Annotated in this window: 13 protein-coding genes; 10 read left to right on the top strand and 3 right to left on the bottom strand. The window is 69.6% G+C overall.

Features of this window, described 5'->3' with window-relative positions:
• Nucleotides 1-64: 64 nt before the first annotated feature.
• Nucleotides 65-2,800 (bottom strand): exo-rhamnogalacturonan lyase family protein, encoded by a 2,736-nt coding sequence (locus tag ACYVL2_RS12605; protein ID WP_460543816.1) that lies wholly within the window; start codon nt 2,798-2,800, stop codon nt 65-67.
• 431 nt (nt 2,801-3,231) lie between these two features.
• Here ACYVL2_RS12605 and ACYVL2_RS12600 point away from each other — a divergent pair, with 431 nt between their 5' ends.
• The 4 genes from ACYVL2_RS12600 (at nt 3,232) to ACYVL2_RS12585 (ending at nt 9,935) form a co-directional block, all read left to right on the top strand.
• Nucleotides 3,232-5,463 carry a rhamnogalacturonan lyase family protein gene (locus ACYVL2_RS12600; RefSeq protein ID WP_460543769.1) on the top strand — a complete coding sequence of 744 codons (2,232 nt, stop codon included), beginning with the start codon at nt 3,232-3,234 and terminating at the stop codon, nt 5,461-5,463.
• Nucleotides 5,464-5,565: 102 nt separating this feature from the next.
• A complete protein-coding gene (locus ACYVL2_RS12595; RefSeq protein WP_460543767.1) occupies nt 5,566-7,293 on the top strand; it encodes a DUF2264 domain-containing protein in 1,728 nt (575 codons plus the stop codon).
• Nucleotides 7,294-7,438: 145 nt separating this feature from the next.
• Nucleotides 7,439-8,731 carry an ABC transporter substrate-binding protein gene (locus ACYVL2_RS12590; RefSeq protein WP_460543764.1) on the top strand — a complete coding sequence of 431 codons (1,293 nt, stop codon included), beginning with the start codon at nt 7,439-7,441 and terminating at the stop codon, nt 8,729-8,731.
• Between the two features lie 133 nt (nt 8,732-8,864).
• Nucleotides 8,865-9,935, top strand: coding sequence for a LacI family DNA-binding transcriptional regulator (locus ACYVL2_RS12585; RefSeq protein ID WP_460543762.1), 1,071 nt, complete (start codon nt 8,865-8,867; stop codon nt 9,933-9,935).
• Nucleotides 9,936-10,016: 81 nt separating this feature from the next.
• Here ACYVL2_RS12585 and ACYVL2_RS12580 read toward each other — a convergent pair whose 3' ends face one another.
• Entirely contained in the window at nt 10,017-11,069 is a 1,053-nt protein-coding gene (locus ACYVL2_RS12580; RefSeq protein WP_460543760.1) for a fatty acid desaturase family protein, read from the bottom strand.
• Between the two features lie 251 nt (nt 11,070-11,320).
• Between ACYVL2_RS12580 and ACYVL2_RS12575 the strand changes: the two genes are divergently transcribed.
• The 5 genes from ACYVL2_RS12575 to ACYVL2_RS12555 all read left to right on the top strand — a co-directional run bounded on the left by ACYVL2_RS12575 (nt 11,321) and on the right by ACYVL2_RS12555 (nt 15,891).
• Complete coding sequence (locus ACYVL2_RS12575; RefSeq protein ID WP_460543758.1) at nt 11,321-12,277, top strand: ABC transporter ATP-binding protein; 957 nt, start codon at nt 11,321-11,323, stop codon at nt 12,275-12,277.
• Entirely contained in the window at nt 12,274-13,092 is an 819-nt protein-coding gene (locus ACYVL2_RS12570) for an ABC transporter permease (RefSeq protein ID WP_460543756.1), read from the top strand. Before ACYVL2_RS12575 ends, ACYVL2_RS12570 begins: the two co-directional genes overlap by 4 nt.
• Nucleotides 13,093-13,100: 8 nt before the next feature.
• A complete protein-coding gene (locus ACYVL2_RS12565; protein WP_460543754.1) occupies nt 13,101-13,898 on the top strand; it encodes an ABC transporter permease in 798 nt (265 codons plus the stop codon).
• A gap of 139 nt (nt 13,899-14,037) precedes the next feature.
• Nucleotides 14,038-14,970, top strand: a complete 933-nt coding sequence (locus ACYVL2_RS12560; RefSeq protein WP_460543752.1) for a M23 family metallopeptidase — start codon at nt 14,038-14,040, stop codon at nt 14,968-14,970.
• A gap of 63 nt (nt 14,971-15,033) precedes the next feature.
• Nucleotides 15,034-15,891 carry a ThuA domain-containing protein gene (locus ACYVL2_RS12555; protein WP_460543750.1) on the top strand — a complete coding sequence of 286 codons (858 nt, stop codon included), beginning with the start codon at nt 15,034-15,036 and terminating at the stop codon, nt 15,889-15,891.
• 4 nt (nt 15,892-15,895) lie between these two features.
• Here ACYVL2_RS12555 and ACYVL2_RS12550 read toward each other — a convergent pair whose 3' ends face one another.
• A complete protein-coding gene (locus tag ACYVL2_RS12550) occupies nt 15,896-16,492 on the bottom strand; it encodes a pyridoxamine 5'-phosphate oxidase family protein (RefSeq protein ID WP_460543748.1) in 597 nt (198 codons plus the stop codon).
• A 47-nt stretch (nt 16,493-16,539) separates the two neighbouring features.
• Between ACYVL2_RS12550 and ACYVL2_RS12545 the strand changes: the two genes are divergently transcribed.
• A complete protein-coding gene (locus ACYVL2_RS12545; protein WP_460543746.1) occupies nt 16,540-17,850 on the top strand; it encodes a transcriptional regulator domain-containing protein in 1,311 nt (436 codons plus the stop codon).
• Nucleotides 17,851-17,859: the final 9 nt, after the last annotated feature.

Genomic DNA, 17,859 nt, shown 5'->3' with positions numbered 1-17,859 from the left:
TCTCATGGAACGGCCGAGCCGAACGGCTCCCTCTTCGCGTTGTCGCTCGACCGGGGCGCACGGGTCACTCGTCGGGAGCGAAGTCGCCGACGAGGCCGAGGATCTGCACCGCGGCCTGCCCGTACTGGGCCGCCTCGTTCGTGGCGATCCACTCGCACCAGTCGGTCCGGTTGAGCGTGTCGGTCACCTCCTCGGTCTCCTTCGGCAGGCCCGGCGCGATCTCCCACGACTTGATCGGGTTCCGGAAGCGGTGCCAGGCGTGCTCGGCCTGAGACTCGTCGCCGGTCCGCGCGTAGACGAACGCGTTCGCCCGTGCGTAGGCGTACAGGAACAGGTCCGCGAACCGTCCGCCGTACTCCTCTTCCTGCTCCTGGCGGGTGGCCGTGTAGAAGCGGGAGTACCTCAGCCACTCCTCCTCGAACGCCGGCATGTCGATCTGCTGGATCAGCTCCGCGCAGATCTCGATCCGCCCGAACGCGTTGGCCAGGTTGCTGCGCTCGGTCACCGGCTCCTCGGCGATCGCGAACCGGCCGGTGTCCATGTCGTACAGTGCCGTGCCCTGGGCGAAGCCGTTGGGCTGGGCCGCGATGGTCTCCATCGTGCCCAGCACCTTCTGGCGGCAGAACTCCCAGTCCGGTCCGCGCCGCTCCCACTCGGTCACCCAGGCGGCCACCAGGGCCGACCAGTCGGTGCCGAAACCGATGCTGAGCGCATTCCGGTCCGGGACGTATTCGTCCTCGGGGTCGCGGATCTTCCGGATCGGGTCGAGCACCAGGAAGGTGTCCTCGCTGCTGGAGAGGCCGTGCAACTGGTCCCCGGTCCGCTCGTCGGCGGTCAGGTAGTAGAAGTACCGCCGGTAGTTGGCGTTGGAGATGCGGACCTGTTTGGCCGAGTCGCCCCAGTGCTGGACGCCGTGGCGCGTGCCCAGCCCCGCCCACTCGCCGGCGTGGTACACGTTCACCTCGCCGGTCTTGCGGGTCATGGCCTCGGCGAAGCGGAAGATGTCGGCCCGGTTCGAGTGCAGGTAGGCCTGCCACAGCCACATGTCCGGCGAGATCTCCGAGTTGTCCCAGGCGTAGCCGCCGACGTCGTAGCGCCAGACCCGCCGGGAACCGTCCTGGGAGTGCATCACGTCGCCGTAGTCCCAGAAGCCGTACCAGTGGCGCTGGTCCTGCTGGCTCCGGTAGTAGTCGAAGACGAAGTCGAGCGTGTCCTCCACGTCCGCCTTCACCGGGTGCGAGCGGTCGACCGGCCCGAACAGGCCGCCGAAGGCGCCGGCCGCGGCCATGTGCTCGGTCGAGGCGATGACCTGCGGCTGGGCCCGGACCACGTCGGCCATGCGGCCCAGGCGCTCGCGGGACGGCGTGGCGTCGGTGACCCAGAACTGGAGCTCGGTGGTGCGGGCCGCGCCGTAGGGAGTGCCGAATCCGGGCTCGTAGTCCTCGTAGGTCACGTTCAGCGCGTCGAGCTGCTTCTCGTAGGTGTCCAGGCCCATGCCGTCGTGGTAGAAGCGGGTGTCCATCGGCTGGGCCTCAGGGGACCACATCCAGATCGTCACGGTGGCGTCGTCGGTGTGCGCGTCGCGGATGTCGAGTCCGGTCGGGTGGCGCTGCCAGAAGTCCTTCATGCCGAACCCGAATCCGCCGGAGGGTCCGCCGAGGTAGGCGAAGCCCGAGGCCCTGCGGCCCTGGTCGACCGGCACCCAGCCGTGGCCGCTCCGGGTGCGCTTGCGGATGGCGTAGCCCTCGCTGGTGAACTGGGACAGCGAGTAGTCGCCCCAGGCCGGGATCCACTGCACCCTGCTGCTGACCCGCTCGTCCCACTCGCCGATGTCGGGGACGGCCTCGCCCGCCACTTGCGCCGCGGTCACCTCGTCGCCGGGATTGCGGCGCAGACCTGTCAGTCCCTTGACCGCTTCGGCGAGCTGGCCGTGGCCTTCGCCGACGAAGCGGACGTGCCGGTCGTACAGCTCGTCGGCGAGCGCCACCTTGAACCGGACGCCGAGCCCGGCGATGAAGGCGCTCGACCCGTCCGAGTCGTGGACGAACGTGTGGACCATCCGGAAGGACTCGCCGCCGGCGTAGAAGTAGAGGCGGACGGTGAACGGCAGCCAGGATCGGCCGCGCCCCTTGACCTTGCGGTGGTGGCCGTCCAGCCGCACCACCGCTCGCACGGGCCCGTCCTGTTCGACGACGACGTCCTCGATGTCGCTGGTGTACCGCTCGCGGGTCACCGAGGAGGTCTCGGGGTCGGGCGCCTCGGCCTGGGTGATGTTGACCAGGTGCCCGGCTTTGACGATGGTGCGGTCGCCGCGTTTGATGTGCTGGATGAGGTCGGTCCCGCTCTTCTTGATGCGGGTCTTGATGACACCGGTGTCGACGTCGATGTGGTTGTGCTTCTCGGAGACCGTGACCGGCGTCGAGGGGGCGGCGGGCTCGCCGGCGCTGAGCGTGAAGGACTCCGCGTCGGCGTCCGGGCCGACCGCGTGGCCGGTCCACTTCAGCGACCCGTCGGGCCAGTAGGCGAGCGGCCAGGTCTGGACCGGTACGTCGGCGCCGTCGCCGACGAGCTTGAACTGCTGGTTCTCCTGGAACCTCCCGCGTCCCCAGGGGACGCCCCAGGTGGAACCGGGCGATTCGGCCGGTCGGCCCTCGAGCCAGGCCAGGTCGGCGGAGTCGGGCCCTTGCGGGGCGACCTCGCCGTCATTCTCCAGCGGTTCGGCTCCTGCCGGTGAGCCATGGACGAGCGATGTGGCCGCGGCGACGCCCGCCGCGGTCGCGAGGATGTCGCGGCGGCTCATGCCGCCGGTGGGTTCGTATACGGACGGAACGGGTTCGGGTTCCGGTGAAGGGGCGGACATGGTTCCTCCAAGGGGATTCCGGCGTCTCGCAGGTTAAATCGTTTTAACCCATGAGCGCCTCAATATAGCCACACATTGATGCAGAGTCAACCGCTGCTCGGAAGGCCGCCGCCGCGCATTTCGCCCGCGAACCGGCCGCCCCGCACCTCAATACGGTGAGGTTCAAGGCAGTAATAGATGTTTACGCAGAACAATCCCGCATTGAAATCTATGCTGATCGATGTTTAAATGTGTAGATCAGTGTGTCCCGTCGCGTTCGGGTACGGGTCCACCGGCCGCCCGAGGCGCCGCCGCGCGCGGCGCTCGGGAGCCGAAACGGCATTTGAACGATTCAATTCAACTCGCTCGACCACCAGATTTGGAGCCCAGAAGTGAAAACGTTTACGAGATCGAGGGCCATAGCGGTCCTCGCCACCGCGGCCACGGTCGCGGCCGGGACCGCTTGGGCGCTGGCACCGCTCGGCCACGCCCAGGAAGGACGGCACGAGGCCGAGGCCCCGGCGGCCGTCTGCGACGGCACCGTCGACGCGAACCACTCCGGATACTCGGGAGACGGGTTCTGCAACACCCCGAACACCGCCGGGTCCTTCGCCGAGTTCACCGTGGAGGCCCCGAGCCAGGGCACCGCGACCCTCGAAGTCGGGTACGCCAACGGTTCGGGCGCCGACCGGTCCGCCGACGTCGAAGTCGACGGCGCCACCGCGCGGACCGCCGTCGCGTTTCCGAGCACCGGTGCGTGGAACTCGTGGTCCACCAGCCGCCTCACCGTGCCGGTCGAGGCCGGCGCCAACAGGATCCGCCTGGTCGCCACCACGGCCGCCGGCCTCGCCAACATCGACTACCTCGACTTCGCGATGGGCGGCGTCTCCCAGCCGCCGCAAGGCACCCGTCCGATGGAAGACCTCGACCGCGGCGTCGTGGCGGTGCGCTCGGGCGGCACCGACGTCCTGGTCGGCTGGAGGCTGCTGGGCCTCGATCCGGAGGGCATCGGCTTCAACGTCTACCGCTCGACCGACGGGGGCGGCGAAGTGAAGCTCAACGGCGGCCCGCTGTCCGGCGGCACCAACTACGTCGACTCCACCGCGGACCTGTCCAAGTCCAACCGCTACCGGGTCGCGCCGGTGATCGACGGCGTCGAACAGGCGGCGAGCGACGCGTTCACCCTGCCGGCGAACCACGCCGAGGAACCGGTCGTGCGCGTGCCGCTTCGCGACGGCGGCCAGGTGAAGTTCGTCTGGGCCGGCGACCTCGACGGCGACGGCGACTACGACTACGTGATCGACCGCCAGACCTCCCCGCAGTCGCTGGAGGCCTATACCGGTGAGGGCGACTTCCTATGGGAGGTCGACATGGGCCACAACAGCACCGACCAGAACAACATCGAAGGCGGATCGTCCACCATCGACGTCGGTCACAACGACGGCGTCACCGTCTACGACCTCGACGGCGACGGCCGATCCGAAGTCGCGGTGCGCATCGCGAACGGCGTCACCTTCGGCGACGGCCGGACCTTCGACCACCACAACGACACCGAGCAGTTCATCGCCATCCTCGACGGGCGGACCGGCGCGCTGCGCGACGCGGCCCGAGTGCCGACCGACTACATCGCCGACGGCCCCATGTACGCCCGGTTCGGCGTCGGCCACCTCGACGGGACGACTCCGAGCCTGGTCGCCTACATGAAGAACCGGATCGGCAGCGGCGGCTTCAACCTCATGGTCACCGCCTGGAACTTCGACGGCGGCGACGTCGAGATGGAATGGAAGTTCCTGCGCGGCGGCCAGAACCTGCCCGACGGCCACAACTCCCGCATCATCGACGTCGACGGCGACGGGCGCGACGAGTTCGCCGAGATCGGATTCGTCCTCAACGGCGACGGGACCCTGCGCTACTCGCTCGGCGATCAGGGCCTGGTCCACGGCGACCGCTTCCACATCGCCGACATGGACCCGAACCGGCCGGGCCTGGAAGGCTACGGCGTCCAGCAGAACCACCCCGGCGGCCTGCGCGAGTACTACTACGACGCCGCCACCGGCCAGATGATCTGGCAGCACGTGCTCGGCGGGACCTCCGACGTCGGCCGCGGCATGGCCGGCGACGTCGACCCGCGCTTCCCCGGCATGGAGGTCTGGTCGTTCGACGGCCTCTACAACGCGCCGTCGAATCAGCTGACCGAACCGAACACGGACCTCCAGCCGTGGCCGCAGCTGGGCCTGTGGTGGGACGGGGACGCCACCATGGAGCTGCTCAACGACGGCAAGATCGAGAAGTGGGACCCGGAGAACCCCACTCCGACCAACAGCCTGCCGCGGCTGGAGAGCACCTGGCACTACGGGGCGGTCACCGCCGCCCAGGGCGGGCCGACGCTCGTCGCCGACCTCTTCGGCGACTGGCGCGAAGAGGCCGTCTACACCAACGGCGACTACAACGAGCTCATCGTCTTCACCACCGACCGGCCGACCGACCTCAGGCTCTACACCCTCGCCCACAACCCGGCCTACCGCAACGCCATGACCCTCAAGGGCTACATGCAGTCCCACCACGTCGACTACTTCCTCGGCGCGGGCATGGCGCCACCGCCCAGGCCCGACATCCGCTACTGACCGACCGCCGCGACGGCGCGGCGAGTCCGACCGACTCGCCGCGCCGCGTGCGGCCTACCGCCGGTTGCCGCCCTCAGTGCCGTGTTGGTAGCGTCTCCGCCTGTGACCTCAGCACTGAAAACGTTTAAACCCCTCGAGCCGACCCGCGCCGGCTGGGCCGACGCCGCCGTGGCATTGGCCCGGCCCGCCGTCGAGCTCGCCGTCCGCGGACCGGCCGCGATGCCGGTGACCATGTCGAACCACTCCCACGCCGAGAACTGGTTCGAGCTGCTCACCCGGCCGCTGTGGGGCCTGGTCCCCGTCGGAGCGCGGGTGCCCGACGACCTCTGGACCGGCCTGGCCGAGGCGATCGCCAGGGCGACCGACCCCGACGACGACTGGTACGTCGGGGACCACACCCACGCCAACCAGCGCTGCGTGGAGGCCGCCGGCCTCGGCTGGGCACTGGCCCTGGCGCCCGAACGGCTCTGGGACCCGCTGCGACCGAGTGCCAAGGACCGCCTCGCCGCCTGGCTCGCCTCCGCCTACGCCACGGGCGTGGTCGACAACAACTGGCACTACTTCCCGGTCTTCGCCGGCCACGGCCTCGACCGGATCGGCATCGAACGCGATCCGTCGGTCGCCGAGGCGCACCTGGAGCGCATCGGTGAGTTCCTGCTCGATGGAAGCGTTTTCGAAGACGGCCCCGGCGGCCGCGTCGACTACTACAACCCCTTCGCCTTCCACACCTACGCGCTGCTGCACTACAGGCTCAGCGGCGATGACCGCTACCTGGCCCCGGCGGTCGAGTTCGCGCGCAGGTTCCGGGCCTGGTTCGCCGCCGACGGCGCCGCGGTCCCTTACGGGCGCAGCATGGGCTACCGCTTCGCCCAGGGCTCGCTGTGGGGCGCGCTGGCCGCGGCCGACGTCGAGGCCGTGCCGTGGGGCGAGGCGGCGGGGTTCGCGCGGCGCCATCTCCAGTGGTGGTGGGACAAGCCGATCCTCGACCCCGAAGGGCGCCTGACGGTCGGCTACGCCTATCCCAACAATTCGCTGGTGGAGCAGTACCTGACCGCCGGCTCGCCGTGGTGGGCCATGAAGATCTTCACCGGGCTCCTGGCCGGAGCCGACCACCCATTCTGGACCTCGGAGCCCGTGGCCCCCGAACCTGGTATCGAGCCGCACGGAGCCGCGCGCGCGGTCCACATCCGCGACGGGAGCGGCCATGTGACCAGGCTCAACGGGCAGGCATGGCGGGCGAAGATGCGCGGCGGCAGGCACAGCTACGGCAAGTTCGCGTACTCGAGCCTGGCCGGATTCGCGCACGCCGCCGACGGGGCGGGCCTGGAGTCGGCCGGCGTCGACGGCACGCTGGTGCTCTCGGAGGACGGTCGCCACTGGCGCTGCCGGGAGGACTCCGAGGACGGCGCCGTCGACGCGAACGGCGTGCTCACCGTCGTATGGCGCCCGTGGGACGACGTCACCGTCACGACCTCCCTGGAAGCCTCGGTCGACGGCTGGCACACCCGGCTCCACGTGATCGAGACGAAGCGAAGGCTCTTCACCGGTGAAGGCGGCTGGTGCGTACCCGGCGGCGCGCACGTCGACGACATCGCCGAGGACCGCGCCGTGGTGACGTCCCGAGGAATACGCAGCGAGGTCGTCGACGTCGAAGGGAACCGGCGCGCGGGCGTCATCACGCCGATGCCCGGCACGCACCTCTACTGGCCGACCACGGTGCTTCCGGTGCTCAAGGGCGTTCTCGAACCGGGACGGCACCGCTACCGTGCCCGGATCTTCGTGGGGCCCGAGCGTCCTGATCGTCGCCGAAATGTCGGCGGCGACTCTTGACAGTGCTTGAAAGCGCGTTCTAGTGTCAAAACCGGCGGTTAAAACGATTTAACAATCCCGATACGACAGCCGGCCGGGACCCGACCGAAGCGATCCCGAAGCCCGTGCGAGCGGGACCCCCTCACACCGAAGGAGAAGATCGACGATGATCAGCAACCACCCCCGCGCCAAGCGACGCTCCCTGCTGGCCGGCGCCGCCGGCGCCGCGGTCCTCGGCGCGACCGCCGCCTGCGGCGACGACGGACCGGCCGGCACCGCCGACGACCCGATCGAACTGAGCTTCGAATGGTGGGGCAACGACGAACGCGCCGAAGTCACCAGGCAGGCCCTCGACCTCTTCGAAGAGCGGCACGAGGGCATCACCGTCCGCGCGAACTTCGCCGACTACGCCCCCTACTGGGAGGGCCTGACCACCCGCAGCGCCTCCCAGGACCTGCCCGACGTGTTCCAGATGGACTATCCGAGGCTGCGGCAGTTCGGCGGCAACGGCATGCTCACCCCGCTCGAGGGCCTCGTCGACACCTCCGGCTTCCGCGGAAACCTGCTGGAGACCGGCAAGGTCGACGGCGAACTGTTCGCCGTCCCCGTCGGCGCCAACACGAACGGCCTGGTCTACCGGGCCGACCTGTTCGCCGAGCACGACATCGCGGTCCCCGAGCCCGGATACACCTGGGACGACTACGGCCGGCTCGTCACGACGCTCACCGACGCGCTCGGAGAAGGAAGGTGGGGCGGCGAGGACTGGACCCTGTCGTACATATTCCTGGAGATGTGGCTGCTCCAGCAGGGAGGCGTCTTCTACGCCGAGGACGGCTCCGGCCTTGGCTTCACACGGCAGCAGCTCGTCGAGTGGTGGAACATGACCGTGCCGCTCCTCGAATCGGGCGCCCTGCCATCGCCGAGCACCTCGGCGGAATGGTCCGACGGCATGACCGAGGACGCGATCGCCTCGATGATCCGGTGGGACAACATCCTCACCGGCCTCGCGCCGACGGTGGCCGAGAACGGCGGGACCCTGGCGCTCGCGGCCCCGCCGACCGCGGACCCGGGCAACCTCGGCATCTACCTCAAGCCTTCGATGCAGTTCGTCGTCGCCGCCAACTCCGAGTACCCCGAAGAGTCGGGGATGCTCGTCGACTTCCTGCTCAACGACCCCGAAGCCGCCAAGATCCTCGGCGCCAACCGCGGTATCCCGGCCACCGACGCGGGACTGGAGAACATGGAGGTCGACGAGTACACGCGGCAGATCCTCGACTACGAGGACAGCGTCGCCGAGCACATGATCGACGCCCCACCGCCTCCGCCGGCGGCCGCCGGCGCCGTCGAGGCCAAGTACGCCCAGTACTTCGAGCAGGTGCGGTTCGAGGAGTTGACCCCGGCCGAAGCCGCGGAGCTGTACTTCACCGAGGCCGAGACCCTGTTCGCCGGCGAGCGGTAGGCGCCGGCGCGAGCCGGGGAACGGCCGCCGGCCGCTCCCCGGCTCCCGCCCCGCGTTTGACACCCCCGCAGGGACCGGGAATCATTGTTTCCGTAACCGTTTTTGAGCAGTTTCAACCAGAGCGGCGGATCAGGTGGCGCGGAAGGCGAACAGAACCGACGACGGAGCCCGCAAGTCCACGATCCGCGAAGTCGCGGAGCGAGCCGGAGTCTCGGTCGCGACCGTCTCCCGGATCCTGACCGGCAACTATCCCGCCTCGCCGGCCACCCGCACCAAGGTCATGCGCGCGGTGAAGGAGCTCGACTACGTCGCCAACGTCCACGCGCGCGCCCTCGCCGGCACCTCGCGCGGGAGCATCGCCATCATCGTCAACTCGGTCATATCCCCGCATTACGCCCATGTGGCCCAAGGTGTGCAGACGCAGGCCGCCGAAGCCGGCCGCCTGTGCCAGATCGGCACCACCGGAGGCGACGCCGAGCGCGAGCTCGACATGGTGCAGTTCATGCGCGAGCAGCACGCCGAGGCGGTGATCCTGGTCGGCAACGTGGCTCCCGACGACGCGTACCGGGCCCGCATGAGCAAGTACGCCCACGCGCTGGCGGCCATCGGCTCTCGGCTGGTGCTGTGCGGCCGCCCGCCGCTGGGCCCCGACGCTCCGGCGGTGGTGGTCGAGTGCGACTACACCGGCGGCGCGTTCGCGGCCACCAGTCATCTGCTCTCCGCCGGACACCGGCGGATCCTCTTCCTCGGCCACCGCACCGGATACACCACCGCCGAGGCCAGGATCACCGGCTACCGCAACGCCCTCTCGGCGCACGGGGTGCCCCACGATCCGGCCCTCGAAGTCGAAGGCACCTTCGAGCGGCACGAAGGCTATCGGATGATGAGCGAGCGCCTGGCGGCCGGACCGCCCGACTTCACCGCCCTGTTCGCCTGCAACGATCAGATCGCCGCCGGCGCGCGGCAGGCGCTGCTCGAGCACGGGCTGCGGGTGCCCGAGGACATGTCGATGGTCGGATTCGACGACCTGCCGCCCGCGATGGACATCGACCTGACCACCGTCTCGCAGCCGCACGAAGAACTCGGGCGCACCGCCGTGCGGCTCGCCCTCGAGCACGCGAAGAACGGCGGCCCTCCGCCGCAGACCGTGCTCGGCACCCACTTGGTCATCCGCGGGTCCGTCCGGCCGTTCGTGTCGCCGTAGCCGCACTCGTCCCGCACCGGGCGCGAACGGCAGGAAGCCGCCCGCACCGAGCGGACGGCTTCTCGTGGTCTCATCGAGGCCCTATCGGGCCTTCGCGGCCTCCGGGTTGCGCAGCGGCTCGCCGTGGGCGTGGAGCTCGGTCAGCGCTTCCTTCCACGACTGGATCAGGCCGGTCTCGTGGTACGGGATGCCCTTCTCGGCGCAGAAGTCGCGCACGATCGGCTGGGCCTTCGGCAGGTGCGGCGAGGGCATGCCCGGGAACAGGTGGTGCTCGATCTGGTAGTTCAGGCCGCCGAGCGCGTTGTCCATCAGCCAGCCGCCCCGCACGTTGCGCGAAGTCAGGACCTGCTTGCGCAGGAAGTCCAGCTCGGTCTTGCCGACGAAGGTCGGCATGCCCTTGTGGTTGGGCGCGAAGATCGAGCCCATGTAAACGCCCCAGACCGCCTTGTGGACCAGGATGAACACGACGGCCTTGCCAGGCGAGAGCACGAGGAAGACGGCCCCGACGTAGGCGGCGAAGTGGACCGCCAGCAGCGTCGCCTCCAGGGCCCGGTGCTTGAGACCGGGCTTGAGGACCGACTTGATGCCCGAGACGTGCAGGTTGAAGCCCTCGAGGGTGAGCACGGGGAAGAACAGCTGCGCCTGGTACTTGCCGAAGAACCGGCTGATGCCCTGCGCGATGCGAGCCTGGCGCTTCGACCAGGAGAACAGGCCCGGACTCACGTCGGGGTCCAGGTCCTCGTGGTTCGGGTTGGCGTGGTGCCGGGTGTGCTTGTCGTTCCACCACCCGTAGCCCATGCCGTTGGCCAGGTTGCCGGTGAAGAAGCCGACCCGCTCCGAAGGGGTGCGGGTGCGGAAGACCTGCCGGTGGGCGATGTCGTGGCCCAAGAGCGCGACCTGCGCGCTGACGATGGCCAGCACCACGGCCGTGAACATCTGCAGCCACGTGTCGCCGATGAACGCGAAGCTCGCCCACGTGCCTGCGAAGAGCGCCCCGACGATGCTGAACCTGACGACGTAGTATCCCGGGCGCCGGCGCATGAGCCCCGCCTCGTTGATCCGCGTGGTCAGTTCGGCGAAGTCGCTGCCGGTCTTCTTCTTCGGGGCGGGTCGTTCGATCAATGCGGTCGGCATTGGCATTCCCATCTCGGTCTCGTGCCGATCGCGGAGCAGTTCGCGCGCCGCTCGTAGTGAGACGGCCCACCGCGACCGACCTGGTCTAGATCCAGGGAGATCTGGTCTCGACTACAAGCTTCGTCCGTGAACCGGATCTTGTCTCTACGGCTGACCCGCCAATGCGGGTAGTGCTAGCCCCACCTTTCCGTCGTTCACCGGTTTGAATAACGATTGGCACCCTGTCGGAGCGACGATCTAGGCTCGGCACCATGCCGGAAGATGAGAACCAGATACTGGTGCGCGCAAGCGGCCTCCGCAAACGCTACGGGGAGCACGAGGCGGTCAGGGGCGTCGACTTCGACATCCGGCGGGGCGAGGCATTCGGCTTCCTCGGCGCCAACGGCGCCGGCAAGTCCACCACCATGCGCATGATCGGGTGCGTCTCCGAGCCCAGCGACGGCGAACTGGAGGTCTTCGGCCTGGACCCGCGCACCCAGGGCCCCCGGATCCGGGCCCGCCTCGGCGTCGTGCCCCAGGACAACACGCTCGACAACATGCTCTCGGTGTTCGAGAACCTCACCGTCTACGCCGGCTACTTCGGCATCAAGCGCAAGATCGCCAAGGCCCGGGCCGCCGAACTGCTCGACTTCGTCCAGCTCAGCGCCCGTTCCGGCGACAAGGTCAACGACCTCTCCGGCGGCATGCAGCGCCGCCTGGCCATCGCCAGATCGCTCATCAACGAGCCCGACCTCGTCATCCTCGACGAACCCACCACCGGACTCGACCCGCAGGCCCGCCACCTGGTCTGGGAACGGCTATTCCAGCTCAAGCAGCAGGGCGTGTCGATCCTGCTCACCACCCACTACATGGACGAGGCCGAGCAACTGTGCGACCGCCTCGTGGTCATGGACGAGGGCCGCATCATCGCCGCCGGATCCCCGCGCGAGCTCATCGACACCCACGTCACCAAGGAGGTCGTCGAACTGCGCTTCGCCGGCCTCCACACCACCGACCTGGCCGAGATCTCGCTCGAACTGACCGGCGTCGGCTCCCAGATCGAACCGCTGCCCGACCGCATCCTCGTCTACACCGACGACGGCGACGACGCCGCCGGCGCCCTCGAGGCCCGCAACGTCCGGCCCACCTCCGTGCTCGCCCGCCGCGCCACCCTCGAAGACGTCTTCCTGCGCCTGACCGGCCGCGCCCTGGTGGAGGACGGAGGATGACCACCACTGCCACGGCGCGGCCCGAACTCGCCGGACCGCCCGGCCCCGCCGCCGCGGCCTGGCGCGCCTTCGGCCTCCAGATGGCGCTCTACCGGCACATCTGGCACGGCACCGTCTTCTCCTCGATCCTCCTGCCGATCCTCTACATGGTCAGCATCGGCATCGGCGTCGGCTCCTACATCGACGCCTCGGCCACCGGCGGGATCACCTACGCCGAATTCATCGCCCCCGGCCTGGTCTGCTCGGTCGCGGTCATGATGCTCGGCAACGACATGGTCTACCCGGTCTTCGGCGGTTACGAGGAGTGGGGCGGGGCCTACCTCGCCCAGCGCGCCACCCCGCTGCGCCCGGTCGACATCCTCAACGGCCACCTGCTCTACGCGGTCGTCTTCCGGCCCCTCACCGCCTGCACCGTCGTGGCCTCCGTGCTGGCGCTCTTCGGCGTCTTCGCCTCGGCCTGGGCCGCCCTCGCCGTCGGCGTCTCGGTGTTCGTCTCGGCCGCGATCGCGCCGTGGCTGTTCGCCTGGAGCTCCAGCCTGAAGAACGACGCCATGCTCAACGCGATCTTCCGGTTCGCGATCATGCCGATCACCCTGTTCTCGGGGGTGTTCTTCCCGGCCGAGCAGATGCCCGGCTTCCTGCAGCCGCTGGTGTGGATCTCGCCGCTGTGGCACGGCACCGAGCTGGCCCGCGCCGCGAGCGCCGGCGTCGCCCCCGCGCTGCCGCCCGCCGCCCACCTCGTCTACCTCGTCGCGCTCGGCGTCGCCGGCTGGTTCACGGCCAGACGCGTCGTCGCCCGCCGACTGTCGTTCTAGGAGCGCTCGTGTCCGTCATCTCCTACAGCCTCCTGCGCACCAGCGTCCGCTCCTCGGGAGCCATGCTGTCCCGCAACTGGGTGGCCATGCGCCGCGCCTGGGTCCTCATCGTCTCCGGCGGGGTCGAGTCGCTGCTGTTCCTGTTCGCCTTCGGTTTCGGCGTCGGCTCGCTGGTCGGCGACATCACCCTCGCCGACGGCACCGAGGTCTCGTACACCGCCTTCGTGGCCCCGGCGATCCTCGCCAACGCCGCCATGATGGGCACGCTCATGGAGACCTCCATCAACGTGTTCGCGAAGTTCAAGTGGATGAAGATCTACGACAGCGTTCTGGCCACGCCCATGCGGCCGTGGGACATCGCCCTCGGCGAGGTGTGGTGGGCGCTCATCCGCGGCGGCATCTACGTGGGCATGTTCGTGCTCGCCATGGGCGCGTTCGGCCTGCTCGACTCGTGGTGGTCGATCCTGGCCGTGCCGGCCTGCGTGTTCATCGCGCTGGCGTTCTCCGGCATCGGGCTGACGCTGTCGACGTTCTTCCGGGAGTGGACCGACTTCGACTGGATGATGGCCGTCGTGTTCGCGATGTTCCTGTTCGGCGGCACGTTCACGCCGGTGGAGGCCTATCCGGTCTTCGCGCAGCCGCTGGTGTACGTCATGCCGCTGTACCACGGCATCGAGCTGGTGCGCGGCATCAGCCTCGGCCAGTTCGCCCCGATGATGCTGGTCAACGTCGCCTACCTGTGCGGACTGGCGGCGGTCGGCACCTGGATCGCGCAGCGCCGCCTGGCCAAGGCGCTCTACAGGTGACGGGCCGTTCTGAAGAAATTCTCCAAATGTGACCTTCACAACGAAGGAAAACTCCGATATTGTCCATTTTACGCATGATGGTCACCGTGCCGGCAGATCGCGGCGCGGCGCCCCCAATATCCCTTTAAGGAGGTCCCTCATGCGAACCGATGGACGCCCGCAGAGTCCGGCCCACATCCGGACGCTCACCGGCACGCGAAAGCTCGTCTTCCTCATCGCCGCGCTCACCCTGGCCCTCGCCGGAGCCACGATCCCGGCCACCGCCGCCGGCGCGCAGGACGTGTCGATCCAGGCCGTCAGCCACAAGAGCCCGTTCAACTGCAACAAGACCTTCTACGCCAACAACTGGAGCGGAGGCCACAACCCGAGCAACACCATCGACTGGCAGTCCTACGGCGGCGACGCGATCGGCGGCGAGCCCGTGCGCGCGACCGCCCGAGGCACCGCCTACTTCTACAACGCCGGCAACACCAGCTACGGCAAGTGGATCCAGATCGTCCACCCCGACGGCACCCGGACCCGCTACGCCCACCTGAACACCATGCGCCAGGCCGCCGGCACGTCGATGAAGGTAAGTCAGGGCACCCGCATCGGCACCGTAGGCTCCACCGGGAACTCCTCGGGCCCCCACCTGCACTACGAGCAGCGCAACAGCTCCGGCTCGGTCGTGACCCCCGTCGTCGAAGGCACCCGCGTCGCCTACGGCACCAAGCGCGCCGTCAGGAGCTCCAACGCCTGCGGCGGAGGCGGCAACCCGTACACGCCCAAGGAGGTCTGCGGCGGCGACTTCGTCCAGATCAACTCCCACGCGGTCAACGGAGGCCGCGTCCACCTGATGTACAACAGCTCCACCGGCTACAACTGCGTGGTCACGATCAAGACCACCAAGATCGGCACGCCCAGCCCGGTCTCGGCCAGCCTCCAGAAGCAGGGAGGCACCATGGGCACCGACTCGGGCAACTTCTCCTACTACGCCGGACCGGTCAAACGCCACGCGCCCGGCACCTGCGTCAAGTGGGGCGGATCGGTCGGATCCAGCTCGTGGATGAGCGGCTGGAGCCATTGCGGCTGAGCCTCGCCCGCCATCGAACAAACCGCCACAGCACCCGAAGCCGGGGCCCGATAAGGTGAGCGCGTGAGAACCCTGCTGCGACTCTGCACGGTCGTCATGCTGGCGTGCGCCGCCTGGGCCCCGGCCTCGGCCGCCCACGCCGACGATCGCCCGCGCGTCCTGGCCGTCACCGCCGGCAACGACAACCCCGAAGTCGCCGAGTACGCCCTCGAACGACTCGGCATGGAGGCGCGGCGCTGGCAGTTCGACCTCGTCGAAGGCGAGCCGTCCGACCTCGCCGACCTCGACCGGTTCGACGTGGTCATGCTGCTCAACACCTCCGGCGACATCCTCGACCGGTCGCAGCAGGACGCGCTCGAGACCTTCGTGGAGTCCGGCGGCGGCCTGGTCGGGACCCACTCGGCGGCGGTCACCGAACCGGACTGGGACTGGTGGCAGGAGTCGCTGGGAGCGACCGCGCTCGAACCGCCCACCGAGCCGGCCTCCAAGCAGACCGTCGAGGTCGCCGAGGGCTCGCCGATCACCGACGGCATCGACGAGGAACTGGAGCTGACCGAGCGCTGGTTCTACTTCGACCCCGAACCGACCGACGCCGACACCGAGATCCTCGCGCACCTCGGCTCCGGCGACCCGGTCGCGTGGGCCCACGACGAACGCGACGTCTTCTACACGGTGCCCGGCGGCGACTACGAGACCTGGGGCGACCGCGACTTCCTCCAGCTGATCCGCCAGGCGATCTGGTGGGCCGCGGGGGAGGAGCGCCAGATGGTGCAGTACACCGGCGACGCCGCCCCGACCTGGCCCTACACCTTGACGTTCGTCCTGTTCGTGCTGGCCGTCGCCGGAGGCGGCTCGCTGGCGGTGTGGCGGCTGGACCGCACCGAGGCGGCCGGCGCCGAGAGCGGGGCCGCCGCGGTCTGACCGGTCAGAGCCGACCGGTGACCACCGTGGTCACCTGCGCGACCCCGTTCCGGTACGGCAGGTCCTGATCGGCGGGGTCGTCGTTCGGGCCTCCGGCGCGCCGCTTGACCGAGACCTCGTCCAGCGGCAGTGCCAGCACCGCCGTGGCCGCCTCTTCCTTGGGGTTCGGCTCCCGCGAACGGTCGGCCCGGCCCGGAGCCAGCCTTTCCACCAAGGCCCGCATGGCGATCCAGCGCTCGTGCGGGTCGCCCACCTCGTGCGCCGGCCCGTGGGCGACGACGCTGCGGTAGTTCATCGAGTGGTGCATCCACGACTTGGCGTAGACGATGCCGTCGACCAGTGTGGCCGTCACGCTCACCGCGAAGCCCTCGCCGCCGCCGAGGCCGAGCGACGACCCGGTCGAACCGTGCAGGTAGAGGGTGCCGCCGAGCCGGGCGTGGAAGAACGGCATGACCCGGGGCGCGCCGTCGGCGCCGACGAAGGCCACGTCGCAGTGCAGCGCCTCGTCGAGGATCTCGTAGGCGGCCGCCTTCTCGTAGGAGACGCGCTCGCGAGCCCGCTTGGGAGTGGTGCGGTCGGTCTGGGTGAACTGGGCGCTCATCGGGGGGACTCCCATCCGCAATTTTGTACTGATACAATCTTGTCATTATGTCGGTACATTATCAGATCACCGGTGGCACAGCCAGCGAAATAGCCGCCAGCATCGAAGTGGGCGTACGCGACGGGCACCTCAGGCCCGGCCGCACCCTCCCGGCCGTCCGCAAACTCGCCGCCGACCTCGGCGTCGCCGCCGGCACCGTCGCCGCCGCCTACCGCCGGCTCCGCCAGCGCGGCGTCGTCGAGACCGGCGGCCGAGCCGGCACCTTCGTGCGCGAACGCTCCGCCTTCACCCCGGCCGGCACCCTCGTCGTCCCCCCGGGCCTCACCGACCTCGCCAGCGGCGAACCCGACCCCGAATTCCTGCCCGACCTGGCCACGCTCATGCCCCGCGTGTCCGTCGACCACCCCAACTACCGCGACGGCGGACCCTGCCCGACCCTGCTCGACCTCGCCCGCGACCGCTTCGCCGCCGACGGCGTCGACGGCGAGCTCACCGTCACCTCCGGCGCCCTCGACGCCGTCGAACGCGGCCTCGCCGCCCACCTCGAACCCGGCGACACCGTCGCCATCGAAGACCCCGTCTGGTCCAACCTCAGAGACCTCCTGCTCTCGGCCGGATACCAGATCAAACCCGTCGCCGTCGACGCCGACGGCCCCGACCCGGCCGAACTCGAGCACGCCCTCGCCACCGGAGCCCGCGCCTTCATCGTCACCGGCCGCGGCCAGAACCCCACCGGCGCCGCCGTCGACGCCGCCCGCGCCGCCGCGCTCCGCGACGTCATCGCCGCCCACCGCGGCGTCCTGGTCATCGAAGACGACCACTGGGGCGAGCTCGCACAGACCCCGCTGGCGCTGGTCGCCGACGCCGCCGACCGCTGGCTGTTCGTCCGCTCCGTCTCCAAGGCCCACGGCCCCGACCTGCGCTGCGCCCTCGTCGCCGCCGACGCCGACACCAAGGCCCGGGTCCAGGGCCGCATGACCCTGTCCCACGGCTGGGTCTCGACCATCCTCCAGCACTTCGTCATCGCCGCCTGGGAAGACCCCGCCGTCACCGAGCTGGTCGACCGCGCCGGGCGCGTCTACGCCGAACGCCAGAGCGCTCTGCGCGAGGCCCTGGCCGCACACGGCATCAGCGCCTTCGGCACCACCGGCCTCAACCTCTGGGTGCCCGTCGCCGACGAGACCGCCGCCGTCATCGCCCTGCGCGACGCCGGCTACGCCGTCGCCCCCGGCCGCGCCTACGCCCTCCGCGGCGACCAGGGCATCCGAGTCAGCACCGGACGGCTCGACCCCGACATCGCCCCCGCCGTAGCCGAGATCATCGCCTCGGCCGCCGGACCGGCCGCACCGCCGGTCTGAGAACTCCAG

It is taken from the genome of Glycomyces halotolerans, assembly GCF_054779575.1.
The sequence above is the reverse complement of the archived record's forward strand: the minus strand, read 5'-3'. Positions and strand labels throughout refer to the sequence as shown.